Annotated in this window: 24 protein-coding genes and 2 pseudogenes; 16 read left to right on the top strand and 10 right to left on the bottom strand. The window is 54.6% G+C overall.

The genetic code is table 11. From position 1 onward, the window contains the following. Positions 1 to 71: 71 nt before the first annotated feature. A complete protein-coding gene (betT, locus tag J3P93_RS14355; RefSeq protein WP_434588926.1) occupies positions 72 to 2039 on the bottom strand; it encodes a choline BCCT transporter BetT in 1968 nt (655 codons plus the stop codon). A gap of 257 nt (positions 2040 to 2296) precedes the next feature. On the opposite strand from betT, the pseudogene J3P93_RS14350 reads away from it, so the two are divergent. Next, positions 2297 to 2404 (top strand): annotated as a pseudogene (locus tag J3P93_RS14350) (LysR substrate-binding domain-containing protein); the annotation flags it as partial. Between the two features lie 58 nt (positions 2405 to 2462). On the opposite strand, the gene J3P93_RS14345 reads toward J3P93_RS14350, so the two are convergent. From J3P93_RS14345 to J3P93_RS14335, 3 genes are all read right to left on the bottom strand, one after another. Then, positions 2463 to 3770 carry a CitMHS family transporter gene (locus J3P93_RS14345; protein ID WP_434588924.1) on the bottom strand — a complete coding sequence of 436 codons (1308 nt, stop codon included), beginning with the start codon at positions 3768 to 3770 and terminating at the stop codon, positions 2463 to 2465. An 81-nt stretch (positions 3771 to 3851) separates the two neighbouring features. Beyond that, entirely contained in the window at positions 3852 to 4175 is a 324-nt protein-coding gene (locus J3P93_RS14340) for an AtuA-related protein (RefSeq protein WP_172833274.1), read from the bottom strand. Further along, positions 4175 to 5527: an acyclic terpene utilization AtuA family protein gene (locus J3P93_RS14335; protein WP_434588921.1), complete on the bottom strand. Its 1353-nt coding sequence runs from the start codon at positions 5525 to 5527 to the stop codon at positions 4175 to 4177. Before J3P93_RS14335 ends, J3P93_RS14340 begins: the two co-directional genes overlap by 1 nt. Before the next feature lie 103 nt (positions 5528 to 5630). Here J3P93_RS14335 and J3P93_RS14330 point away from each other — a divergent pair, with 103 nt between their 5' ends. Beyond that, entirely contained in the window at positions 5631 to 6512 is an 882-nt protein-coding gene (locus tag J3P93_RS14330) for a LysR family transcriptional regulator (protein ID WP_434588919.1), read from the top strand. A 73-nt stretch (positions 6513 to 6585) separates the two neighbouring features. After that, positions 6586 to 7680, top strand: a pseudogene (locus tag J3P93_RS14325) (SulP family inorganic anion transporter); the annotation flags it as partial. A 40-nt stretch (positions 7681 to 7720) separates the two neighbouring features. On the opposite strand, the gene J3P93_RS14320 reads toward J3P93_RS14325, so the two are convergent. From J3P93_RS14320 to J3P93_RS14305, 4 genes are all read right to left on the bottom strand, one after another. Then, positions 7721 to 8290 (bottom strand): TetR/AcrR family transcriptional regulator, encoded by a 570-nt coding sequence (locus J3P93_RS14320; RefSeq protein ID WP_434588917.1) that lies wholly within the window; start codon positions 8288 to 8290, stop codon positions 7721 to 7723. Between the two features lie 246 nt (positions 8291 to 8536). Next, positions 8537 to 9238, bottom strand: coding sequence for a glutathione S-transferase family protein (locus J3P93_RS14315; protein WP_208937558.1), 702 nt, complete (start codon positions 9236 to 9238; stop codon positions 8537 to 8539). A gap of 175 nt (positions 9239 to 9413) precedes the next feature. After that, entirely contained in the window at positions 9414 to 9881 is a 468-nt protein-coding gene (locus J3P93_RS14310; RefSeq protein WP_434588915.1) for a metallophosphoesterase family protein, read from the bottom strand. 62 nt (positions 9882 to 9943) lie between these two features. Next, complete coding sequence (locus J3P93_RS14305) at positions 9944 to 10285, bottom strand: hypothetical protein (RefSeq protein ID WP_434588913.1); 342 nt, start codon at positions 10283 to 10285, stop codon at positions 9944 to 9946. Positions 10286 to 10644: 359 nt separating this feature from the next. Here J3P93_RS14305 and J3P93_RS14300 point away from each other — a divergent pair, with 359 nt between their 5' ends. From J3P93_RS14300 to J3P93_RS14280, 5 genes are all read left to right on the top strand, one after another. Continuing rightward, positions 10645 to 12465 carry a hypothetical protein gene (locus J3P93_RS14300; RefSeq protein WP_434588911.1) on the top strand — a complete coding sequence of 607 codons (1821 nt, stop codon included), beginning with the start codon at positions 10645 to 10647 and terminating at the stop codon, positions 12463 to 12465. Further along, on the top strand, positions 12466 to 13479 hold the full coding sequence (locus tag J3P93_RS14295) for an AAA family ATPase (protein WP_434588910.1): 1014 nt from the start codon (positions 12466 to 12468) through the stop codon (positions 13477 to 13479). Between the two features lie 141 nt (positions 13480 to 13620). Next, positions 13621 to 15507 (top strand): TniQ family protein, encoded by a 1887-nt coding sequence (locus J3P93_RS14290; protein WP_434588908.1) that lies wholly within the window; start codon positions 13621 to 13623, stop codon positions 15505 to 15507. A gap of 238 nt (positions 15508 to 15745) precedes the next feature. Further along, the gene (locus J3P93_RS14285; protein ID WP_434588906.1) at positions 15746 to 16132 is read left to right on the top strand and encodes a hypothetical protein; all 387 of its coding nucleotides are present in this window, start codon (positions 15746 to 15748) and stop codon (positions 16130 to 16132) included. A 161-nt stretch (positions 16133 to 16293) separates the two neighbouring features. Further along, a complete protein-coding gene (locus tag J3P93_RS14280) occupies positions 16294 to 16647 on the top strand; it encodes a hypothetical protein (protein ID WP_434598380.1) in 354 nt (117 codons plus the stop codon). 636 nt (positions 16648 to 17283) lie between these two features. Here the strand turns inward: J3P93_RS14280 and J3P93_RS14275 are convergent. After that, positions 17284 to 17754, bottom strand: a complete 471-nt coding sequence (locus J3P93_RS14275; RefSeq protein ID WP_434588904.1) for an XRE family transcriptional regulator — start codon at positions 17752 to 17754, stop codon at positions 17284 to 17286. A gap of 348 nt (positions 17755 to 18102) precedes the next feature. Here J3P93_RS14275 and J3P93_RS14270 point away from each other — a divergent pair, with 348 nt between their 5' ends. From J3P93_RS14270 to J3P93_RS14250, 5 genes are all read left to right on the top strand, one after another. After that, entirely contained in the window at positions 18103 to 18483 is a 381-nt protein-coding gene (locus J3P93_RS14270) for a hypothetical protein (RefSeq protein ID WP_434588902.1), read from the top strand. Positions 18484 to 18505: 22 nt separating this feature from the next. Continuing rightward, the gene (locus tag J3P93_RS14265) at positions 18506 to 18910 is read left to right on the top strand and encodes a DUF6957 family protein (protein WP_434588900.1); all 405 of its coding nucleotides are present in this window, start codon (positions 18506 to 18508) and stop codon (positions 18908 to 18910) included. 130 nt (positions 18911 to 19040) lie between these two features. Then, positions 19041 to 19553 (top strand): hypothetical protein, encoded by a 513-nt coding sequence (locus tag J3P93_RS14260; protein WP_434588898.1) that lies wholly within the window; start codon positions 19041 to 19043, stop codon positions 19551 to 19553. 60 nt (positions 19554 to 19613) lie between these two features. Further along, positions 19614 to 19808 carry an antitoxin VbhA family protein gene (locus tag J3P93_RS14255; RefSeq protein WP_434588896.1) on the top strand — a complete coding sequence of 65 codons (195 nt, stop codon included), beginning with the start codon at positions 19614 to 19616 and terminating at the stop codon, positions 19806 to 19808. 41 nt (positions 19809 to 19849) lie between these two features. Further along, positions 19850 to 20383, top strand: a complete 534-nt coding sequence (locus J3P93_RS14250; protein WP_434588894.1) for an HAD domain-containing protein — start codon at positions 19850 to 19852, stop codon at positions 20381 to 20383. A gap of 53 nt (positions 20384 to 20436) precedes the next feature. Here the strand turns inward: J3P93_RS14250 and J3P93_RS14245 are convergent, their stop codons facing one another. Next, positions 20437 to 20736, bottom strand: a complete 300-nt coding sequence (locus tag J3P93_RS14245) for a hypothetical protein (protein WP_434588892.1) — start codon at positions 20734 to 20736, stop codon at positions 20437 to 20439. Positions 20737 to 20889: 153 nt separating this feature from the next. On the opposite strand from J3P93_RS14245, the gene J3P93_RS14240 reads away from it, so the two are divergent. The 3 genes from J3P93_RS14240 to J3P93_RS14230 all read left to right on the top strand — a co-directional run bounded on the left by J3P93_RS14240 (position 20890) and on the right by J3P93_RS14230 (position 23567). Beyond that, complete coding sequence (locus J3P93_RS14240) at positions 20890 to 21387, top strand: hypothetical protein (RefSeq protein WP_434588890.1); 498 nt, start codon at positions 20890 to 20892, stop codon at positions 21385 to 21387. 216 nt (positions 21388 to 21603) lie between these two features. Beyond that, a complete protein-coding gene (locus tag J3P93_RS14235) occupies positions 21604 to 22506 on the top strand; it encodes a serine hydrolase domain-containing protein (RefSeq protein WP_434588888.1) in 903 nt (300 codons plus the stop codon). Between the two features lie 134 nt (positions 22507 to 22640). Beyond that, on the top strand, positions 22641 to 23567 hold the full coding sequence (locus J3P93_RS14230) for a DMT family transporter (RefSeq protein WP_434588886.1): 927 nt from the start codon (positions 22641 to 22643) through the stop codon (positions 23565 to 23567). The last annotated feature ends 119 nt before the right edge of the window (positions 23568 to 23686 follow it).

Here is a 23686-nt window from a genome sequence, read left to right as displayed (position 1 = left end):
TAATTTTTTCAGCTTTTGCGCAGCAGCGTTGCGGTGACTGGCGCTGATGTCCAGTCACGGTAGCGTCATGATCAGCCGACCAGATGCAGAAACTGCATGTGCCGCTCGTACTGATCGAGGATGTCACCGATCACTTCTTCACGGGACCAGCCCATGATGTCCTGATCCTGGCCGCCCTCGCGCAAGTGCACTTCGGCGCGGAAATATTTGCGCTCCTCGTCCTGGGTATCGGCCATCACAAAGCTCGGCATGGTGTAAGGGTGCGGCCGCACTTCGTAGATGAACTGCGGATTGTCAGCGCTGCCGACGCTGAGCCGTACGCTGTTGTCCTCCAGATCCTCGACGGTGCAGACGTAGCCTTGCTTGCGCCACTCCTCGGCGACCGACAGGCACGCCGGTTTTGCCGTCTCGGCAATGAACCGCAGCACATGCGCGCGGCGCGGGAACATCGCCATGGTGCGCAAGCGTCGTTGCCAGCCGCCCGGATGGCGGCTGACCCCAGGCGAGAGCGATTGATAGCGCAAGCCGCGCTTGGTCGCGTCGAGTTTCAGGGCTTTGAGCAAGCCGCGCATGCTAAAGAGCAGGGTGATGGTGAAGGGCAGTGCGCTGGCAATCGTCGCGGTTTGCAAGGCCTTGAGCCCGTCAGCCAGGAGCAGGGCGATCGCCACCAGGCCCATGCTCGACGCCCAGAACACCCGCTGCCAGACCGGCGTGTTCGACGATCCGCCCGATGCGAGCATGTCGACCACCATGGCGCCAGAGTCCGCCGAGGTGACGAAAAACACCACGACCATGACCACCGCGACCAGCGAGATCACCCCGGAAAACGGGAAGTGCTGGAGAAAGGCGAACAACGCTAGCGAGGTATCTTTATCAATGGCCGCGCCGAGGTCGGTGATGCCTTCAGTGAGGATCATGTGAATCGCGGTATTGCCGAACACGGTCATCCACAGCAGCGTGAAAGCCGCGGGCACCAGCAATACGCCCATCACAAATTCGCGAATGGTGCGGCCACGGGAAATGCGCGCGATGAACAACCCGACGAAGGGCGACCACGCCAGCCACCAGCCCCAGTAAAACAGGGTCCAGCCGCCGATCCAGTCAGTCGGTTGGTAGGCGTACAGATTCAACGTGCGGCTGACGATTTCGGTCAGGTAACCGCCGGTGTTCTGCACGAAGGTTTGCAGAATCAGCACGGTAGGCCCGAGCATAATCACCATCAACAGCAACAACACCGCCAGGCCGAGGTTGAGCTCGGAGAGCCGGCGCACGCCTTTGTCCAGCCCGGTGACCACGGAAATGGTCGCAAGGCCGGTGGTGGCGACAATCAGAATGATTTGCACGGTGGTGTTGATCGGCACACCGAACAGGGCGTTGAGCCCGGTGTTGATCTGCGCCACGCCAAAGCCCAGCGAAGTCGCCACGCCGAGCACTGTGCCGATGATCGCGAAAATATCCACCGCATGGCCGATCGGCCCATGAATGCGGTCACCGATCAACGGGTACAGCGCAGACCTGAGGGTCAGCGGCAAGCCGTGTCGGTAGCTGAAGTAGGCGAGGATCATCGCGACGATGGCGTAGATTGCCCAGGCATGCAGGCCCCAATGAAAAAACGTGATTTTCATCGCTTCCCGCGCTGCTTCGACGGTGCTGCCATCGCCCACCGGCGGATTGAGAAAGTGCATGACCGGCTCAGCCACGCCGAAAAACATCAGGCCGATGCCCATGCCGGCCGAGAAGAGCATGGCGAACCAGGTGGTGCTGCTGTAATCGGGGCTACTGTGATCGGGCCCGAGCTTGATATCGCCGTAGCGACTGATGCCCAGAAACACCACGGTACCCAGAATGATTGCCACCGCGAGGATGTAGAACCAGCTGACATTGGTGATGATCCAGTGCTGCACATTGGCGAACACCACCTGCGCGTGGGCCGGGAACACACTGGCGTAAATGACCAGTAAAAGCAGAAGCACGCCCGAGGTGTAGAACACCGGCGGGTTGAGTGTCGGAGCGGCGCCCGTGTCGGCCTTGTTGGTCATATGGGTCTCCTTAGGTCGGTCACAGCGCGTTATGCGACTGAGGGATATCGCGTAGCGTTTCAGATGACCATAGGGGACGGGCGTCGTTCCGCAATGCCCTGGCGGCGTTTTTTTGCAGGCACCGACAGATTATTTACGGGTTGGTGAGCATCCGTTTCAGTGCGCGGACAACATCGCGGGCGGACTGCTCGGTGATCGTCCCCGGATATTGATCGAACATATGCGGGGCGCCGGGGTAGACGTGCAGCTCGACGGCCGAGAAATTCGCCGTGCTGACGTCACCGAAGCTGCTCGAGCAAAGATCGGTCCGCGCGGCGGCGGACCTGCTCGATCATGATCTGATTCTCTCGGAAGTGACCTTGCTTTCTCGAGTGGATCGAAAGCGAGCTCGGCCATGGGTTCGTCTATTGAGGCGGATTGACCTCAGGTCGGGATCGCACCGCTGAGCACGGCAAACGCCAGCATCACCAGGCTCACGCCCCAGGCCCAGAAAAATGTGTACATGATGTGCTTGCGCAACTCGACGCCGGCCAGCGCCAGGGCGAGGTAGACGCTGGGCACCACCGGGCTGATGGCGAAACCGGTGTTTTCGCCGATCAACATCGCCCGTGCGACTGCTTCGAGAGGCACGCCGGCAGCGACCGCCACATCACGAATCACCGGCAGTAATGCAAAGTAGTAAGCATCGGGCGAAAAGATCATCCCCAGCGGCACGCCGAACGCGCCGATGATCAGGTGCAGGTATTGCGCAGAGCCGTGGGGCAGGGCGTCGATCAGCGCCAGGGCCATGCCATCGGACATTTTCGCCCCAGACAACACGCCGAGCAGCACGCCGGCCGCCATCATCACCAGGACCATCTGCAACGCATCGGCCGCATGCGCCTTGATGCGCTCGGTCTGCGCCTCCAACGAAGCAAAGTTAAGCGGCAGCGCAATGCCCAAACCGACCATAAAACAGGCGTACAACGGGAAAATACCGCTGAACAGGCAGGCGAGGATGGCGACGGTCAGGGCCACGTTGAGCCAGTAACGCAACTGACGCGGAGACAGCGCGTGCTCACGTTCCTCGGGTTGGGCCAGTGTGGTGTCAAAACTCGACGCGGCGCCCAAGGATTTCGGCAGCCGCCGCTGCGCACGCAAACCGAGCCATCCGGCAATCAGCAGCAGACAGGCAAAGCCCACCAGTTGCACCGGAATCAGCCCCATCCACAGCGCTGTCGCGTCGAGTCCAGTGGTAGCGGCTGCGCGAGCGGTGGTGCCGCCCCAAGGCACCATGTTGCCGACACCCGCGGTGGTGCCGACCAACAGCAAGAGCATGTTCGGGCTCATGTTCAGGCGTTTGTACAGTGGCAGCAGTGCCGGAATGGTCAGCAGAAAAGTGGCGGCACCGACGCCGTCGAGGTGCACCACCGCCGTCACCAGCACCGTGACCAACGCCACGGCCAGCGGCTTGCCGCCGGTACGCCGGATCAGGAAATTCACCAGCGGATCGAACAGGCCACGATCACGCATGATGCCGAAATACAAAATGGCGAACAGAAACAGCGCGGCGGTCGGCGCCACGGTGATCAGGCCATTCTTGATGAAGTCACCGATTTGCGGCGGTGCGAACCCGGCCAGCAGGCAGACGGCGACGGGGATTGTGGTGAAGCCCACCACCGGGCTGATTCTGCGGAGCAAAATCAGCGCGATGATGCTGAACATCATGAGAAAACCCAGTGCAGTGATCATGGATATGGCATCTCGGTATTGTTTTTATTGTTCGATTCGGCCTGATACGACGGCCCGGTAAAAGCTATCAGAGGAGGGTAGTCAACCCGGCGCGGGCAGGCGCAACGACAACAGCAGGTAGCTGAGGCTTTTGCCATGGCGGTCGAGCCCCGGGCTGCGATTCACCCCGCCTTCGAGCGCATCGTCGAGAACGAAATTCAGCGCCTGCAGGGTATCGATCTCGTAGCGTTGAACGCGTGAAGGCCGGCGGCTGGCGAACTGCTCGGCGACGCGCTCGACGGTCAGTTCGCGCTTGAGCCAGTCGTAGTGCGCGGCGTCCAGCGGCAGGACCACCACGCTGAGGATATTGCCTTTATCACCGGCGCGGGCGTGGGCGAAATCAGCTAGCGTGACAAGGGCAGTCATCAGTACCACTCCAGGCGCGTCTCGATTTCATCGCGCGCAATCAGAAAAGCGTGGGTGGCAATCGACTCGCTCAAGTGCCGGCGAACGCCGCCACCGCCAGCCGGGCCGTTGGTGTAAAGCGACTCAACCTCGGCTAACAGCATGTCGACCTGGGCGCGGTCCTTGTGTACCAGACCGACCCTGACCGTCACATCGGCAACTTGCGGTGCTTGCGCCAGACATTGGTTGAGGTAGTCGCCACGGGCATCGTTGAACAGGCTGGCCACCCCGGCAATGTCGATCCACGGCTGCACTTGCGGGGCCAGTTGATCGAAGCGTTGCAGGAGGATTTCACGGGCAAGCTTCGCCCGAGCGATCGCGCCGGGGCCGGCGTAGGAAATCTCGGCCTCGCCAAACCACATGCCACGCAGGCCCGCCAAACCCTTGAGCTGCGCGGGACGCGGGTGACCCTGAATACCGCTGATGGCCACGCGATCAGGGGAGAGTGTGGTCACGCGTGCTTCGCCAAGGTCGAGCACCACATCCGGTGTGAGGTAACGGCGCGGGTCGTGGACTTCATACAGCAGCTGCTCTTTGACGGTGCGCTCGGTCACGCAGCCGCCGGAGCCGGCCGCTTTGCTGATCACCAGCGTGCCGTCAGCACTGATCTCGGCGATCGGGCAGCCCAAGCGCGCTGGATCGGGCACGTCCTTGATGCCGGGATGGCCAAAATAGCCGCCGGTGACTTGCGTGCAACATTCCAGCAGATGCCCGGCCGCTGTGGCGATGGCCATTTTCTCCCAGTCATCCGCGGGCCAGCCGAGGCCATGGCGGATCGGCCCCACCGCCAGCGAAGGGTCGGCAACCCGACCGCAGAGGACGATGCCGGCGCCGTCATTCAGTGCCTGGGTGATGCCGTCTGCACCGGTGTAGACGTTCACCGAAACCACATCGTGTTGCGCAACTTCGAGGTCCAGCCACTGCTCAAGTCGTTTCTGTTCGAGATGCAACAAGTCATCGCCGAGCACGCAGGCGATCTTCAGATCAGCGTGGCGTCCGCCCAGTTCGGCGCGCAAACGCCGGGCGGCCGCACGTGGATTCGCCGCGCCGCCATTGGTGATGATGGGGATGCCAGCCACGATGCAGGTATCGAGAACCGGGCGCAGAAAGTCGAATAACCGCGCGGCATAGCCGCTTTGCGGGTCAGCCTGTTTACGCAGCTGCGCCTCGGCGAGCGTGCGCTCGGCGAGCAGTTCATACATCAGATAGCGTTTGCCGCTGCGGCTGGCCAGATCCTGCGCGAGGCGCAAACCCGCGTCGGGGCGATCGTTGGCGAAACCTGCGCCACAACCGATATGAATTGTTGTTGTCATTGCGTCGGACTCGGCATGTGTTCGCGGCCATCATGCGAGCGTTGGATTGTTCTGTGAATTTTAAATATTCTAATAATTAATCCATTAATTTTATCGGTCGAGCATGGACATCAACTTCCGCCAACTGCGCGCGTTCATCCTCATCGCCGAGACCTCAAGCTTCACCCGCACCTCAGAGAAACTGCACCTATCACAACCGGCGCTGAGCTACATCATCCGCAAGCTCGAAGACACCATCGGCCTGCAACTGCTCGCGCGCAACACCCGCAGCGTCGAACTGACCCCGGCCGGCGAACACTTCCTGCCTCAAGCCCAGGCCATGCTGCGCGACATGGAAAACGCCGTGCGCGACGCGCGTGAAACGCTGAATCTCAATCGCGGCAGCATTCGCTTGGCCGCACTGCCGACCGCCGCGGCATCGTTCCTGCCGGAAATCATCGCCGCGTTCATGCGCGAACACCCCGGCGTGCAGGTATCGCTACGCGATGGACGCGCCGGGGAGGTGAGTCATTGGGTGCAAAGTGGCGAAGTCGATATCGGCATCACGTCGCGGCCGGAGGATCTGTCGGGATTGGAATTCGACGCGCTGATGGACGACAACCTGGTGCTGCTGGTGCGCCGGGATGCGCTGGCGGGTAGCACGGACGAACGCTGGCAGTCGCTGCCTTATATAGCGCTGACCCGGGACACCAGCATTCGCCCGTTGGCGGATGCGGCATTGGCGTTGTTGGGTGTGAAGGCTGAATGTTCGTGGGAAGTTGCGCACATGAGCACGGCGGCGGCGCTGGTGCGTGCGGGGTTGGGGTTTACCTTGCTGCCGGCCAGCGCCACGAGGTTTTTGCGTGTTGATGCGGAGGTGGCGGTTTTGCAGGTGGAACAGCCGCAGCAGCGGTCGTTGGGTTTGTTGCAGAGGAAACCGTTGAAGCAGACGCCGTCGATGCAGGCGTTTGTGCGCAGGTTGGGTGGGCATTCTGCCTGGGCGTGATAAAAAATTTTCGACATCCAGCGAAACCCCTCGCAAGCCCCGATCGATCTGGACGCCGGTTAAAGTAAAAATCCGAGTGCCCGGTCCACTAATCGCGATGGCGGCCGCGACAGCGATACAGGCCACCTTTCATTTCGACGGGGTCGCCACGATTGGCAGTGCATTTGGTGGCATACCGCAAGGTTTGCCAGTGTTGGGCCTGCCAGAAATCACACTGTCGCGTGTTATCGATCTGATTGGTCCGGCATTCACCATCGCGATGCTTGGGGCAATCGAATCGCTGTTGTCCGCGACGGTGGCCGATGGCATGGCAGGTACCAAACATGACTCCAGTCAGGAACTGATCGGGCAGGGCGTTGCCAACCTTGTCACGCCGTTGTTCGGCGGTTTCGCCGCTACCGGTGCGATTGCCCGCACGGCAACCAATATCCGTAATGGCGCCACCAGCCCACTGGCCGGCATTACCCATGCGCTGACCCTGCTGCTGATTATTCTGTTTCTCGCGCCTCTGGCTTCAAACATTCCGCTGTGCGCGCTGGCCGCGATTCTTTTTGTGGTCGCGTACAACATGAGCGAGCTCAAGCACTTCAAGCGCATGGTCCAGCGCGCCCCGCGAGCAGATGTTTCGATCCTGCTCATTACCTTCGGTCTTACGGTGTTCAGCGATCTGGTGATCGCCGTGAATATCGGGGTCATTCTCGCGATGCTGCATTTCATGCGCCGCATGGCCTCGTCGGTGGAAGTGCAGCAGGTCGTCGAGCACGATCTGGAGGAAGACCTGAGGGCCAACGGCCAGGCTCGACTGCCAACAGGCACTTTGATTTATACGATTGAAGGGCCATTGTTTTTCGGCGCGGCAGAGACCTTCGAGCGCGTCCTGGCTCAGACGCATACCGATCCACGCCTGCTGATTATCCGTTTGAAGCGCGTACCGTTCATGGATATCACAGGATTGCAGGTGCTGGAGGAAGTCATTGAACAACTGCATGAACGGCATATCGTGGTGAAAGTGTGCGAGGCGAATTCCACGGTGTTCAACAAGCTCGACAAGGTGGGGATTCTGCAAGCAATCGGCGTGGAGCATTACCACGCCGACTTCAAAACCGCGCTGGTTGAAGCGGCCAATTTCACAGAGGAAGCACCGACGCTCCGAAAGCCAGCTCCGTGATGACGTTCAGTCCCTGCCTGCTCGCGGAGCCGGGTCGCCGTTAGTTGCTAAATCGCAGAGGCCCGAACGCTCGGTATGAATCGACCAAAGAATCGAAAAGCGAAATATCCGAGCGACTTCTAGCGAAGAGCTGGGCACCGACGACAGCAGCGAAAATTGCGCGGGCTCTAGCTTCACTTTCACTTGCTTCGCACACGTTCGCAGCCAATAGAAGCTTGCTTAACCATGCAATGTTGACATCAGCAAAGGTCTGAATTTCTTTTGTCATCTCAATGGGCAAGGTATCGGTTTCAGCGCCCATGAAACTACCCAGACAAAGGCGATTGTCGGCCTCAAGCGATCTACGGAAGATTTCAGGAAAGCGACGCAGAGCGTCTATCGGAGAGGGGCTTTCTGATTCGATGGCCTCTAGCGCGAGCGCACCGTCTTCCCAATAGCGTTTGGCAACCGCAATACCCAGATCGGCTTTGCTTGGAAAATGGTAGTAAATACTCGCCGCTTTAATACCAACATCTTGTGCAAGGTCGCGGAAATTCAAACCATTGTAACCCTGCGATTGGGCAATCTTTTTGGCCGCCAGCAGAATGGCTTCTTTGGAGTTGACGCTCATGTTGGTGCCTTTCGTCTTAGGACGATCTTTCAAAATCGGGAAAGCTAATTTACAGCAAAGACCTACCGTGTGACAGGTAGAGTGTTGGCGGCGAGCCGTGAGCGCAACGTGACTTGGCTGCTCAAGTAGAGGCCGTTCCATCATGATCAGTAAACGGCATCGCAAGCCGACACTATTGAAATCACTACGGTCACCGAGAAGGCCAAGGCTGTGGCGATCTCGGCGCACGTAGTTTCCATTGAGCTGTTACTGGGCTGGCGAATCCAGCTCGGGAATGCCGCTGTTCCGATCAGCGTAGGCAGCCTGGAAGCTCGGACGTTTTGTCCAGCGCTGCCAGTACGCATCCAGGAACTCAAAACGCTCGTCTAGTGGTGTTGCATTGACCGGGAATTTCGAAAAGGCGATCGCGGTTGCCAGGGTAATGTCCGAGAAGGTCGGGGCATCGCCGCCGAGCAGCCATTCGCGGCCGTCTGACAGATGACGATTGACCAGTGCCGCGTGAGCCAAAGCTTCCTTGCGGCAGTGTTCGCCCCAAGCCTCATTTTTGGTCAATTCCAGTTTGAAGCCGAGCCCGGTGTGCAACACGTGGAACGCTGTAACGATGCGGTACAGGATATGCACCCACACCCGGTTGTCCCACATGTTATCCAGACCCTGTTCCAGGGCGGTCGCCCCCATTATTTTGCGACCGGGATACTCCTGGTCAAGATAACGAACGATGGCAGCCGTTTCGGAAATGTAGCTGCCGTCTGCCAGTTGCAGGGTGGGAGTTTCGCCCCACGGATTCATATTCAAATGACGCCAGCCACGCTGTTCGCCTAAAGGAGACATGTCATAGATGGTCTCGGCAAATTGGTCGGCGATGCCCTTTTCGTGCATGAACAGACGCAGACGCTGGGGGTTTGGAAAGGCCGAAGGCGAAGTGAAAAGCTGAAGTTTATTAGTCATGATCGATCCTGCAGAGTGGTGGCTGGGTTGTCTATCTACTGTTTGGTAGGTAAACCTTAGCGAGCATTCCCGGGCGCGTCAACACCTATCTAACATTCGTTAGGTAAATTGCTTATTGGGATTTACTTGCTGCATCGGCTCGATTGAGGTGAGTCCGCTGCAAACTGCAGCAATTTCAGGCGGGGGGATCCAGCAGGGAAATCAGGCGCGGCTCGATGCTGTCGGGTTGTATCTCGAGAATTGCCAGCGAGACCGGCAACTTGAAACGCCGAGGGCCGGCGCTACCAGGGTTCACGTATAAACGATCGCCGCGCCATTCGATGCGCGGTTTGTGGGAATGGCCGGTGATGATGAGTTTTATGTCTGGATCTAAATCGGCGGAGACGTCGGCGATGTCGTGGATAAGCAGGGTGTGCCAGCCGTTGAGATTGCAGGTCAGAAGGTCGGGGAGATCTTTGGCCCATGGGCTGCTGAGATCATTGTTACCGCGCACGGCGTGGACGGGACCAATTTCGGACAATTGGGCGAGGATGTCCGGGTTGCCGATGTCGCCGGCGTGAATGATCAGGTCACAGCTTTGGAGCGCGTCGATGGCTTCGGGGCGCAGGAGATTGTGAGTGTCGGATATTACGGCGATTTTCATGGGCGAATTCTCCGTGGTCGTTCCGGTTAGGGAGTGACTGTTTTTCGACCCATTGCAGACCTTCAGGTGGGTAAGTTTTTGTCACTCGTGAACGGCATTTTCAAGGACTTTGCGATCCGATCTAAAATTTTTATGCATTTTTCAGAAACAACGAGCGGTGGTTCGTCAATCATATAAAGCAGGTGTTCGAACGCTACTCTAGCCTCGTTGTGATCGACATAATCCAGAACTATTTCACCACCATTCTCTAAACCTGCCTGAGCTAATGCATGGCCTTCCGGTACAGGGCCGAGCTGGTCGTATGCAATGGACATCAGCGCCGAGATTTCCTCAAGTGCCTCAACGAAATCGGCCCTAATAAAGTCTTCGGCTCCCGGTGTCAGCGTTTCCAAATTAACGGACACCGCTCAACTCTTTGACACCCCTAAATTTTCATCGTCAAAAATCTTCTAATGCTGGATATTTAATGGAAAAATCCAGCATTAAAAAACCTCGAACACAAAAAAATTATTCCTGAAAATCATAAAGTTAGAAAAATTTTATTCTGATAGTTTTGATTTTTTCCTGAGGAGAGCTATACCTTCGATTTTCATGGTTCATGAGAACAGATCATGAAATCTAAAGTACCCTCAACCCTCGATATCTTGGCAGTTGTAAGCCATTCTGGCGGAGAATATCCGACCTCCGTAATGGTTGAGCGCCTGTCTGATCCCCCCTTGACCATCGTTAAGATGCCACGTGCTACCTCTAGGAGCGCGCTGAAATGATCGAGACAGGAAGCCTGGTCATGCAGAAAGGGCCAGACAGCGAGCTCTACAAAGTCGAGGAGATAGTCGATCGCGAACGGCAGGTGGTGAAGATTCGCTGCGTAAGCACTGACGCCACGATGGATGTACAAATAAACAACCTTATCAAGTTGAACCGTAGCGACCTCCTAGAAATACAAGAGAGCATCAAATTACGCGCCGACGATGCCAATAACGATGTAGCGGATGACCCAATAACAGAAGAACAGTGGGCTCTGGCGCAGGAACGCTATAACGCGTTCAAAAGATTCAACAATGGAGATATTAATCTCAAAACCAAACGTGATGTCATGGCTGAGCTAAAAATCAGCCGTAGCACCTTCTACACATTACACGATCAGTTTGATGAAGAAATCGGCATCGTCTCTATGGTTGTGAATGCCAAGGGACGCAAGAAGGGCTGCACGTTGCTAAGCGTAGATCAGGAAGATGCCATTTTCTACTGCTACAACACTTATGCTGGCAAAGGCTGGACGTATAATTACCTCCACTCAAAGCTCCAAGCAGAGTGCCATAAACGCGAGATACCATATCCGTCGCTGTCGGTCATGCGTAAGCGGATAATGCTTATACCTGCCAATGACAGGGAAGCCAAGAAGAAAGGCGATCCCACAGCAAAAGACAAGTATGCAAATCGGAAAGTACGCCGGCTTTCGCGAGCCCTCCAGGAACTGCAGCTCGATCACACTCTCGCCGATATATTCTTGCGCTCTGAAAAAGATGATAAGCCAATCGGAAGGCCCTATCTTTCACTCGCTGTGTGTACATACACGGGTGTGATTGTAGGCTTTCATCTTTCCTTCGATGCACCAAGTTGCAGAACAGTTTCGAATCTGATGCTACACGCGCTGATGCCCAAAATCGAATTCATGGAAGGACTCGGCCTCGGAGGCCTCTTGCATCCCTACTATGGGAAGCCTGAGGTCATATTTACTGACAACGCTAAAGAGTTTCGCTCCAAATCCTTCCGTCGCGCATGCGAAAAATGGGGCATGAAAGTTAGGTTCCGTCAATCTAAACAGGCGGGTGGAAAAGTCGAAAGAACTTTCGGGACATTGAACACAAAGTTTATCCACCTGCAGCGTGGCACGACTTGTTCACGCCCACAGCGTACTCGGGACTTTGATCCCGCTAAAGACTCGGTAATGACTTATCGGGAGTTTCTGATCGAGCTAACCAAGGCGATTTGTCAGCACAACGAAACCGCAGATTTCTCCGGCAAATCTCCAGCCCGACGCTGGAAAGAATACTATACCGACGCAAACGGGAGAATGCTGCTGCCTGAAGCGATTCTCAACCCGAAACGCTTCGCGCTTGAAATATTGCCAGAGCGCTCAATTACGTGCACCAATTGCTACGTGGAGTATCGCGGTATCCAATATGAAATTGGAGCCGCCAAGGATCACACTCGCCGGAAACTTCTTATTAAACCAGATGCCCTTAATATTCATACGATCTGGGCCTATTTGTCGGCCAAGGATGAATGGATCGAGCTTGACGCAATTGACAAAGACATACTCCCGCGCACGATGACGGAGTTCTTACTCCAGCGAAAACTTCTCGATCAACCAGGTCATCTAAGTCTAGAAGGCATCAAAGCCACGCTACTGCTCAACGAGGGCCATGCCCAGAACGAAGCGAAGCGCCGGCGCGCCCTAGAGGCCGGACTCATCGACGAGCAGTATCACTTCCGTAGCGAGCGGAAGCCGAAGACCCTGACCACTCATAAGAAACGTGATTTCACACAGCGGGCATCAGCGATGCTCGGGGAGAGCTAGATGAACCATCTCAGTGAGGCCGCACGCAAGTTTATGGACAAATCTGACGAGGAGCGCATGCAGGCGTGTCGTCGAAGGATTTTCATGGTCATGCCTGAGTTCATGAAGACCTACGACATGATTTCCGACCTTCTAGCCGCCGAGCGATCAGACAGCAACATCGGCCTCGTTATCGTGGGCCCACCCGGTGCTGGTAAGACGACCTTAGGCAAAAAGATCGTAGAGCTTTTCGAGGACTCGCCGCATGGCAAACTCCTGTATATCGACCTGGCTAACTACGCGGAGGACATGGATCTGCGGGCCATCTTGCACCGTGCGTTGGGGGTGGTCAAAACACCCCGAAATCCCTATGCCACCTACGATAATGTCCATGAGGCGTGGCGTTTGATTAGAGAGAAAAACATTCGTGGTGTAGTGCTGGATGAGACGCACGATCTTGGACGTGCAGTCAGTGCCAGGCGTGGCAATGCAAATCTCACAGCCCTAAGGTCGTTTTCCAACAGCGATTACGGGCTCACAGTGATCATAATTGGCATTAAAAAACTCTACGAGGTGCTTGCCCCAGATACGCAGCTCACAAGTCGCTACACGATCCGTAGGGTGACGATTGAGGAATGGAAATCAGATAGCGAGTTGTTAGCAAACTTTCTCACGGGTTTCGTCAGCCATCTTCCACTCAAAAAAGAGTCCATCGTCGATGGCATGGACTTCATGGCTTCAGTCGTTAGGCTGCGGGGTAATACCAGGGCGATCACGGATTTACTACGTGCTTGCGGGATCGAGGCCATACGCAACGGCCACGAGTGCATCACGCTGAAGTTGTTTGAAACGATGCACGCTGAGCTCCTCGGTGCTTTGACTGAGGACGACATCATGCTGCAGTTAGATACGGGGGGTGGGCCAGCACAGAGCACTCAAACCGCTCTGAAACAGCGTCGTGCTAAATCCGAGAAACGCAAGCGCTCCCCGAAGGCCGCCAAAATCCCCGCAGCTAAGGACGACATCATTTCTTAAGACGTCTTCGACTCAGGATAGCCCGCTGCGCCCGAGCAACACTGCGAAGAGACGGCGCTTTGAGGTGATTCCTGATCGTTTCTCTCCCACTATGCAGGTCGACCTGCATTTCGCGTCAAAAAAAGCGTAGCTGGAGTCAAGATGGGGCGATTTCCGCGGTGGATCAGTTCCTCAAGCAATGAATCGGTACTTCAGCAGTGTCTGGAGATAATACGAAATTCTCTCGCGCAATCGGTAGCCCATCTTGCAGTAAAAAGTCATGCCGCAGAACAGTATGCAGCAGCGATGCAACCACCACACAAGTTCGCGAATGAAGCCCCACATTCCCAGCCTGACACTCAGGTGATCCTGCTTTCTGGCGATGCTGGTTGCGGTATGAGCGCAATAACGCATCAGCTATCCCGGAGGCTCAGCCGGCAAGGCATCAACGTGTTGGAACTGCCGGAGCTACCAGCCCAGCCAAACCCGACGTTGATCGATGGGCTTGTCGAAGCTCTGGGGCTGCCACCTCAGACGATGGGGGGTCAGAAGTCCCAGATTGAGTCCGTCTACAGCGCCACGTTCAAGTTGCGTCATTTTCAGGTGACTGTCGTGAATGACGTGCAATCGTACATGAAGCGCCCCTACAGCAATGCATCACCCGCGGTCGCAAAAATCGCCGAATTTGTTAATTCCGGGATTTCAAAATTTGTTTTCTTGAGCGCCACAACCCAATGCAGCGATGCCTTGACTGAGGGACTTCAGATTGCAGATATCTCTTACTCAAAGATACAAGTCCAAAGAATGCCATTCGGTGCTTCTTACATTGGTTTTGTCACCAACACTATTGAAAGGCTGACCGGATCTGCTGAGATCCCCGAGTCACTGCCGCTGGAGTTGTACAAGCTCTCGGATGGCTTGGTAGGCGTGACCGTGAGCCATATTCGCTGCTTGGTAGGCCCCCGTTCTGGAACGAAACGCTCCCATACGCCTCAGAAAATGACGTGGTTTCGCGGCTTCTGTCGGCCCGCCGATGATGAGACCTTTTCCTCTTGGCTCATGCGGAACGCGTTCACTAAGGGCGTCTGGTCGGTAACCGGTACCGAATTGGATTGCTGCCGGCAAGCGGGGAGATGGTACGGAGCGAGAGACGTAGATCGTGTTTCAGACCTAATAGCGGAAGGCAAGGTGTTGCCGAAAGCGCTCCGTATTCCAACTCTCGCCAGAACGTTTCTATTGCAAGATACTAAGATACTTCCGAGCCATTACCTGCTGGCGTATTGCCCGCAATGTCTCGCTGATGACGTGACACGTGGACGACTTCCTTCATGGCGCAAGGCATGGCGACAGTACGGATATTGCGTGTGTGATAAGCACGAAATGCCCGTAACACTCTCTGTCCTGCAGCACCCCAATCCGGATCCCTTTTTTAAGGCTTTGGATGCTTTTAGTGAATACGTCCAATCGCCACTTTTCAGGCTTAAACGAAGGCTGGTAAGCGGTGTACTTTCTAATGAAAAACTGTTGGCGCAAGAGCGCAAGACAGTACTACTGATCCTGCGGGTTCAGAATTGGATGATAAGCGAGGTTCTCACAGGCCTATGCCCTTATCTTTTGCCCGCTGGTGCACGGTTTTTACTGAACATCCTATTGCACGAGCCAATTCACAAAAGATCGCCGGGTGGATTCGCTAGGACATATTTTGATTCGCGAGATCTGATTCACGTGTTCTATACCAGCAATCGCAACCCAAGTGATCTTCATGTGCACTATCTGACCGCAAGCCCCAGGCAGACATTGACAGCCTTCCTCCTGATAGGCATCGCTTATGACGTGATCAAGCAACCGGAAGCGGCCTTTCTCCAACGTGTGTTAGGTGCCACCCGGGAAGCGTTCCCAACCTGCCGTTCCGAAATTTCATACGCTGCGACCACAATGTTCTTGCCCGAGCACTGGGCAAGCATCAAATGTACAGCGCAACGGGATGTACCCTTCGACGATCTATTACAGATCGGCTGGGTTTTTGGATACAGGCCGAATCGTAGATGAGCTGAGAGCACTATTATGTATGTGCAACCGGCTGTGGCGCCATGTTTCAGGGTTCTATGCGCATACACTAATAGTTTAAAAGTCGAGCACTTACTGCTTATTGGTAAGCATGTTTTTCATTGGATTTAATCTCTTTGTGATGCTGCGGATGAACCGGATAACGTGTGGTTTCAGACCTTTATCGAAAAAAAACGTCAGCTATACTCTCTTGTAGGTTACGGTGCGAGGTTTGATTGCCATGACTAAGCTATTGAAGCGTAAAGATTTAGAGCGAGAGCTGGCCGAGGCGAAACAGAGGCTCGCTCGTCAGAACGAGGAGCTTGACTCTCTGCGGGAGCGTATGGAATTTGCGAGAGCAAGAGATTTCTTTGACAAATTTTATGCGATTGCTGATCGATATGGCTTTAGTGCCGAAGAGGCGCGCGCAATAGTATTAAGTGATAGTGCTCAAATTTCTGATGAGCAATGGGACGCTCGCCAGAAACAGATTTCAGATTCGCTGTCCAATTCGTTGGAAGATCTGTTTAAATTTGCGTGCACTGGCGAAATAGGACAAGTTGCACTACGTAAAGCCTTGAATATTGGGCTGGCCAATCAATGTCACGAGGTGGAGCAGACCGCTTAGAAGGTAGTCATTATTTGGCGGTGACACTCGGTTATAGCTTAGGCGGGCTACAGGATTTAGTGGCAAGTCAATGTAATGGTTGGGAATGAGAGGAGAGCAAATTGGCATCTGTGATTTTACGACCCAAGACTAAAGAGTATCTTGAAGGGCTTAAGAGGGTCATGGATGGGTCTGCGGTAGCACTGCAGGCTGGTTATAGATACTTGTTTCTCACTGAAGTATCTCATCTGTTGACGGCTTATGATTATTCATTGGAGGATATTCGAAAGATTCTCAATGGAGAGCCGCCTTCACAATACCTCCCAGCCAAAGGTCGCGAAAAAAACGGCGTCTCGGTTCGCTCGGATTTACAAACTATCAGTTCCGTGAAAGCGGTGACTCGCAGAGAGAAGAGCTATCGGAACCCTCATACAGGAGAGACTATCTCGATGCGAAGCACTAAGAATAAGGTTCTGAAGCTTTGGCAGGAGACATATGGGGTTGAAGCCGTCGAGCAGTGGAGGTGTAACGGCTGACTACTATTCATGAATCTGTAAGTCATTGAAAATTAGAATAAATATAGGATGCGGATGCTTCGAAAATAACAATGTACTGCTCGGGGAGGGAGGCCCATCGTCATGAAAAAAACATTTTTATTATATTGTCACGGGCTCCTAAGTTGTTGATAAATGTACGAATTTTATGATTGACAATATTTGTGCTATATTTAGACAAATGCATTAAATTGCCCGCCGAGAATGCACCTAAATTAGCATTTACGCACCCGGCCTCATAAATTTCTAAAGTGGTATTCGAAGAGTGGCGAAACATATTCGCAGATGAAATTAAAGGCCGCCACTGAGGGCTCTATCTGGTGCATCGACCCAAACGCGCTAGCCGAAAGAGATAAGCGTTGTTGCTTCTAATGACGGCGCCAATGTCGTAGGTTTTGGTGCGAGCTAGACCTGAAGTGATTCTATAATTAAATGGGCATGGCCTGCGCCAAGCAATTTATAATGAATCGCTCTAAATTTTTTCGCAGTTTCGATATATGTCTTCAGTTACTGTTCCAACGTCATATTCAATAGTTGTGGGGTGGATCTCCAAGTTCCTTCGCAGTCTCAGTTTGACTGAAACCCCTGATCGCGAAAGATATTTGATTTTCGCTACTTTCATTTCCTCCAATACTCCATCACCGAGCTGAGTGCTAGCCCCAACTTGGTAGCAGCCTGCTGCGGTGATGCACCTTCAGCCTTAAGCACGAGCACGGCCTTCTCATTCTCAATATTCAGCGGTCTACCGCGAGACCTCTTAACCAGAGAACCGGCGGTGTTGAATTGCTCCCGAATCAATCCCATCCCGCCGGATGCCTCGAAGTCAGTCAACTTGGCGATCGAATCGAGAATCCTCTGTTGAGGCATTACTCCGTCTCGCTCAGACACACACAAAGCCATTAGGGCGATCGCATCTAGACCCAACGATTCAGCGAGAGCATCGAATTGCTCGAGGGTAATGCTCGTCTGGGCATTTTCCAGCTCGGCGATTTTGCGACGGTGCGTGGCGTCCGAGAGGTCGGCATACCGGGCACCACGGACGAGGCGGAGTGCACGCAGCACCCCTGCGAAAGCGGTTCTAAGATCCATGACTTGCTCAAAAGTCAGGATATAGCCACATCTGGGCTTTACGAATAAACGCTAATTCAGTGTATTATTCGTAATCGTTGAATTCCCAGGGGCGATGTATTGAGCTAGGGGAAGATTGGTAGGACACCGTCACGCCTAACCTGCAGCATCGACCACCATGTGAATAGCGCAGAAATCGAGCTTTCCTAAAAGACCGAATGGCAGCGAAGCGAGGTTAGCGGAGACCAGGATCTCCTAGCAGTTCGAGCAGCAGCGCGCTACGCGAGGTCTGCGTGAAGTCAGTAATTATTAAGAATAAATTGCCAGCTACGTCGCTGGCAGCGAGTGTTGACCACTAGGTAGGTGAATGTGTTTGTAACCAGCGGAGATGCGTTAAAAGGTCGTTTCGACGCAGCTGACAACGTACGGCTGCTTTGGAAATCTGTTGAGCTCAACCCTGTTAGCTACTACTTCCTCGTTGAGGGGTGTGGGCTGGTCGATGGTCGCTTTGGCCCTTGGGTACGGCTGGTGTCCGATGTAAAAGAGCTTGATCTCCTTTGCACAGGAGAGGGAGTTGAAGCGCTAAGTGTGAATCAAGTTCAACTGCTTGCACCAGCTTCCATGACGAAGCGTCCGGGGGTGTCGATGGAGTTGCTTTCGGAAATACGGATAAAGCCCGGTACTGAGAGCAACCCGATATACGAGTTCATCACCAAAGCCGGTCAGCTCTTCGAGAGCGCAACGAATTAATCGGGCGAGTTCTGGAGACTCCATGGCAACGACACTAGAAGAAGTCAGTCAATTTCTTTATGCCTCGGGTGAAACCGCTCCCGGTTGGCTCGGCACTCAGGACGAGTTGAATAACCTCGCTGAGAAGGCGTTTCCCGCAAAACCATTTTGCCTAGTGAAACAATGGATCATCGCCGACCTGCAACTCACACAGGACGAGCAGAAGAAACTGTCTTCCATGGGGATCCTACCCACGGTCGTCTATGCACACGAAGTCGTCCGTGACAGCCGACATCGATTCCCGCCAGGCCACTGGGTGCGCACCAATTTCGGAATTTCGCATGACCACCCGTGCATGTTTGAAACCAAAAGCACCGTCTACCTGTTGCTTGGTGACGGGCTTAGGAAGCCAGCAGCACTTAGTACCGTTTTCTCGTTTCGAGCGTAACTAACCCAACACTTTCACCCACGCTGTCATTCAGGCAGTGCGATTAGCCACGCCTTTGAAAAATTGCAGGAGCACCGTTTTGATTCGATTTGATTGTCGGCAAGTCACTGGAGTGATTGAGAAGCCACGAGTGATTGCTACTGACCAAGGGGTGATGACCGCGCGCATCGTTATCGATGGGCAGGTGTTGCCGAATGTCTTGCTGCCAGGAATGATCTTTGAAGAGATTGAGGCGGGGGAGCGAGTGACCCTGTACGGCATCTTCACGAAGAAAAAAGACAAGACTGCAAACACAGCCACCATCTATGCCATGAAGGGCGAGAACGGCAAGCTGGTCGCTGCGAGGCAGTACCAGATCAAGGTGCCGGTGATGTTGATGGTCTACTCAGTACCCTTGATGATCTTGGCGTTCATTGCAGGGTGCTTCCTTTCTCCCTATCCGATTCATCTAGTTTCCGGAAGCGTTGACCCTGATTACCTAGTGCGGACGACCTTCGTTTGGGCGTTCTGGGAGGGGATTTTGGCAGGGTTGGTCATGGTGGGGATTGCGGTCAATTGGATCAGGATGAGCAATGATCCGGAGAGTTGGGCTGCGATTGACGCTGCATCGCTGTCTCAACGCTTCAGCAAGGCATTCAAATAAGTGCTTCACAGCCTGGCTTCCCCTTTGGTGGAGGCCTTCTAAGCGAAGGGGAGGTGTCACATGCAAATCAATGATCTCGAGCGCGAGCGGCGTCGCAAAGCAGTGGCTGAGGTTCTTGGTTGTCAGGCACTCGAAGGTGTGAGGCATTCCTCTGCGCACCTTGCTGAGATGCAGCGATATGCGGATGGCCTGGTCAGTCTTGATGAGCTACTGGCGGAGTTGATTACGAGCATACGGCAGTGCGCTCCACGGTAAGCAGCTAACTTCCAAGAGGCCGCCTTTTAGAGATCTTTACCGTGCTTGATTCGAACTGCCCGACAAGCAGCCGGCTGACGCCGAATGATCGAGTTCTATTTCTCGATTTTGATGGGGTGCTGCACCCGGACGACGTATACCGTACCCGGAGTGGTTTGGAACTGCGTGCACCTGGGCAACTCATGATGCATGCCGGAATGCTTATCGAGATATTGAAGGAGTTTCCTCTCGTCAGGATCAGCCTGTCGACAAGTTGGGTGCGCATCCTCGGTTACCGCCGTGCACGCGCGGCCTTGCCGCCAGAGTTGCAGGCTCTCACCGTGAGCAGTACATGGCATTCAAGAATGCCCAAGGCGCCTTTTGAGGGCTATGACATGTACAGCCGCTATCAGCAGATCCATGCTGCAGTAGCCAGGGCAGGCCTGACGAATTGGCTCGCCCTGGATGATGATCCTTATGAAAGTTGGCCAGATCACGATCGAAGGTTGATTCGCACTGATCCTGACTTGGGCCTTAGCTCATTGCCGACCCAAGAGGAGTTACGGCTCAGATTGAGAGCCATGATGGGGAAGTGAAAACACTCCCCCGAAACGCTTTGGAATTGCTGCCAGGGCATGAGTTTAATACTTCAGTACCCGTATTCGTTCAGCAATTTGCGCAGGAATTCACGCCGCCTTTGAGCGATGCAAAGTATCAGGAAGTCACGCTCGTAGTCCTTGGTTGAGAGGTGCCCAGCATCTACAAGACCATGGATATAGCCTTCCGCTTTGCCTCTCGCTTCGAGCAGTGCCTCTATTGTGGTGCTTTGGTAAATGTCTTCAGCCAGCAGTCGCCACCGTTTCTTTTGGCGCTGCCCGACTGGGTCATTCGAAAACTTTGGAGCGTTGATCAGGGTGTTGAAATCGGCGCGTGCGTCAGGTGTGTTCAAAGCGGGTTCTCAGAACAGTGATATCTGTACCGAGGTTATCATGCGCACATTTAACGGCCTGCTGTTGGCTGGCTTACGTAGGCGCTGTCGCGAAGGAACGATTTTAATGATGGCGCTGGCTTTCGATGGCGGCTGTGAAACCTGGAGTTCGATATGGGGCACCTTAGCCTTGAGGACGTCTACCCCGACGACGTAGAAAAATACGGCCATATGCGGGTAGGAATGACCGATCTCTATGTGAAAGACAATCACGCCACTTATGGTGTGTTGACGCGTGGCGAATGCCGCGAGCTGACCAGCAGATTGCTGCGTGACGAAGCGGTGCAAATGATCATCAGCGCTAGGCTCGCCGCGTTGCCTGAGGATTACGATCCGTGGATCTGGAGGATCGAACGCAATCGTGCTTTACACGCTAGGTATGGGGACAAATTCGATCCTTGGGGAGACGACTGGAATCGCCCACGTCCCGTTGGTGGGATTACCGCATCCCATTTCCCGATTGAGCGCGTTGCGGAGCAAAGGCTGAACGTCCAGCAAACTCGCCTATCCGCCTCATCCTTTGAAACCTGCGCTGGGAAACAAATTTTCCCCAAGCGAGAGGAGCTAACCGGCAAGCTATGGCATACCTCCTCCAGCAAGGTATGGATCTGAAACGAGCTACAGCATCTCAAACCCAATTACACGCCCATTTACACCCATTTAACGAAAGCGTCCGGCAGATGCACCCTAAGTCGATGCAGCCACTCCATCCCATGCACCGATCTAACGGTGCGACAGCCTCCAGCCCGGCAATGTTGTCGCTTCTTCGCGCAAGCGCCTAGAGTAGCTCTTCGAGTCGTCGATCCGTTTCAAACGCCAAGGAAGCCAATGCTCAGTGCACTCGTGGTAAACGGTCAGCCACATCCACATCCACATGAACAGGGAGAGCTCCCCGTGCCTTGGTGGAGTTTTACGAAAACCGTTTTGGCTACGACGGCTCTCTCGTTAGTCCGTGACCGCCTTATAGGGTTAGACGACCTCGTTTTTGATCAGCCCTACACATTGCGCCAGCTACTGCGGCATGAGGCAGGTCTGGCCGACTACGGCGAGCTTGGCGAGTACCACCGGGCCGTTGCGAACGGTGAGTCGGCTTGGTCTGTAGATGAAATGTTAAAACGCCTTGATGGTGCTCGACTGCGATACACCCCCGGAGCCGGGTGGCATTATTCGAATGTGGGTTATCTGCTCATCGGAAGGCTCATTGAACGGCTGACTGATCTCACGCTTGAGGATGCTGTGAATCAACAGGTACTCGCTCCTCTGGGCTTGTCCAACGTCCGCTTCGCTAAAACGCGAGCAGACTTAGAAACGAGCCACGTGGTGGACACTCTAAACTATGATCCCGCCTGGGTTTACCACGGCCTGTTAATCGGCCCTGTTTCGCAAGCGGCATTATTTTTGGATCGACTTTTCAGCGGAGATTTGCTTTCAGCGGGCTTTCTCACTGAGATGCGAGGAGCACGTACATTGGGCGGGCCCATTTCTGGACGTCCGTGGATCGCACCGAGTTATGGCCTGGGTTTGATGCAGGGAACGCTTGAGGGTGGATATGCCCTAAGTGGACATACAGGCTGCGGGCCAGGTAGCGCGATTGCTGTCTACTGGGTTTGTGATGGAGAAGCGTCGGCTAGTGGCGCTGCTTTTCAGGTAGACGCCAGCGAAGGTGCCGTCGAAGCGATCGTTGTTGAACAACTGATGCAAGCTCTGCGACAGACGTTTAAGGGACTCTAGTTGCTTTTAGCGCTGGGCCCACGATGGGCAGGGGTGATGGCATTGAGCCTACTGCCGGCGCCTTGGGGCAGATCGCTGCAAGCCGAAGATAACAACTAGGTAGGCTTAGAGCTTATTGGGCAGGGAAGCAATTCATGAACAAATACGGTGCTAGGATCGATAACGCTCCCAAGGGTATAGCACTGATTGTCGGCGCTGTTTTTCTGCTTGCCCTGGCCGATGCAGCAGTCAAATACTTCAGCGCTAAGCTGCCCCTATGGCAGCTATTCTTGATCGTGTCTTGCCTTTCGGTTCCCGCCCTAGGCACTTGGCTTGGCCGACGAATCCGCACAGGCCGCCTCAGAATTACTTCCGTTGCGTGGATAATGGCCAGGAGTCTTCTGCTGTTATTGATGTGGGTGACTTACTACTCGGCACTGCCGTTAATCCCACTATCGGTCGCTGCCGTTGCAATCTACACGACGCCGATTTTTATAGCCCTTTTCTCCACCTGGTATGGCGGTGAGCCTTTGTCTCCAACCGGCTGGGCTGCTGTGGGATTAGGTTTTGTGGGCGTAGCCTTGGTGCTGCGCCCTGGTTCCGAAATCTTTACGCTTGCGACGTTGCTGCCTGTCGTTGGCGCTGTTTTTTACGCACTCGCGATGGTGGTGACGCGCCGACACTGTCGCAGTGAACATCCTCTCGTATTGGCGCTAGGATTGAATGTCGCTTTCCTTTTTGCCGCCTGCATGGGAGGTATCGCCTCACTGAACGTCAGCGAGGCAACGGTTGCTCGCGCTCCGTTTTTATTATCTCCATGGCAGACACTCGGTTGGCAGGAGATAGCCTTCATTTCCTGTTATGCCTGCATGCTGATTCTGATAAATACAGCTACCGCTAGAGCCTACCAGATTGCACCTCCCGCACTTGTCGGCACCTTTGACTATGCCTACCTGGCTTTCGCTTGCTTGTGGGGTTATCTGCTATTTCACGAAGTGCCAGACGGCTTTACATGGGCGGGAATGCTATTGATCTTGATCGCAGGTTGGACGATTTTTCGCGTTCAGAAAGACGTTGAGTAAACGCCCGTTATCACGCAACTGACGCAGGTTTTGCGGGAGGAGGGCGCAGCGCTCTAAGAGTTTCTGCACCGCCTTTCGAAGTCATCGAGACTGTCGTTTTGGGTCGATGAGAGTTCCGC

Source organism: Pseudomonas sp. R3-57 (assembly GCF_051132065.1).
Lineage (GTDB): Bacteria > Pseudomonadota > Gammaproteobacteria > Pseudomonadales > Pseudomonadaceae > Aquipseudomonas.
Note: the sequence above shows the minus strand (reverse complement) of the source record. Positions and strands in the feature narration are given on the sequence as shown.

Coding starts and splice junctions, on each gene's coding strand:
- J3P93_RS14335 (WP_434588921.1), bottom strand. CDS start 5,527: ATGACAACAACAATTCATATCGGTTGTGGCGCAGGTTTCGCCAACGAT.
- J3P93_RS14300 (WP_434588911.1), top strand. CDS start 10,645: ATGATCGAGACAGGAAGCCTGGTCATGCAGAAAGGGCCAGACAGCGAG.
- J3P93_RS14255 (WP_434588896.1), top strand. CDS start 19,614: ATGCAAATCAATGATCTCGAGCGCGAGCGGCGTCGCAAAGCAGTGGCT.
- J3P93_RS14240 (WP_434588890.1), top strand. CDS start 20,890: ATGGGGCACCTTAGCCTTGAGGACGTCTACCCCGACGACGTAGAAAAA.
- J3P93_RS14280 (WP_434598380.1), top strand. CDS start 16,294: ATGGATGGGTCTGCGGTAGCACTGCAGGCTGGTTATAGATACTTGTTT.
- J3P93_RS14340 (WP_172833274.1), bottom strand. CDS start 4,175: ATGACTGCCCTTGTCACGCTAGCTGATTTCGCCCACGCCCGCGCCGGT.
- J3P93_RS14230 (WP_434588886.1), top strand. CDS start 22,641: ATGAACAAATACGGTGCTAGGATCGATAACGCTCCCAAGGGTATAGCA.
- J3P93_RS14345 (WP_434588924.1), bottom strand. CDS start 3,770: ATGATCACTGCACTGGGTTTTCTCATGATGTTCAGCATCATCGCGCTG.
- J3P93_RS14290 (WP_434588908.1), top strand. CDS start 13,621: ATGGGGCGATTTCCGCGGTGGATCAGTTCCTCAAGCAATGAATCGGTA.
- J3P93_RS14320 (WP_434588917.1), bottom strand. CDS start 8,290: ATGAGCGTCAACTCCAAAGAAGCCATTCTGCTGGCGGCCAAAAAGATT.
- J3P93_RS14265 (WP_434588900.1), top strand. CDS start 18,506: ATGGCAACGACACTAGAAGAAGTCAGTCAATTTCTTTATGCCTCGGGT.
- J3P93_RS14310 (WP_434588915.1), bottom strand. CDS start 9,881: ATGAAAATCGCCGTAATATCCGACACTCACAATCTCCTGCGCCCCGAA.
- betT (WP_434588926.1), bottom strand. CDS start 2,039: ATGACCAACAAGGCCGACACGGGCGCCGCTCCGACACTCAACCCGCCG.
- J3P93_RS14295 (WP_434588910.1), top strand. CDS start 12,466: ATGAACCATCTCAGTGAGGCCGCACGCAAGTTTATGGACAAATCTGAC.
- J3P93_RS14285 (WP_434588906.1), top strand. CDS start 15,746: ATGACTAAGCTATTGAAGCGTAAAGATTTAGAGCGAGAGCTGGCCGAG.
- J3P93_RS14330 (WP_434588919.1), top strand. CDS start 5,631: ATGGACATCAACTTCCGCCAACTGCGCGCGTTCATCCTCATCGCCGAG.
- J3P93_RS14315 (WP_208937558.1), bottom strand. CDS start 9,238: ATGACTAATAAACTTCAGCTTTTCACTTCGCCTTCGGCCTTTCCAAAC.
- J3P93_RS14275 (WP_434588904.1), bottom strand. CDS start 17,754: ATGGATCTTAGAACCGCTTTCGCAGGGGTGCTGCGTGCACTCCGCCTC.
- J3P93_RS14235 (WP_434588888.1), top strand. CDS start 21,604: ATGCTCAGTGCACTCGTGGTAAACGGTCAGCCACATCCACATCCACAT.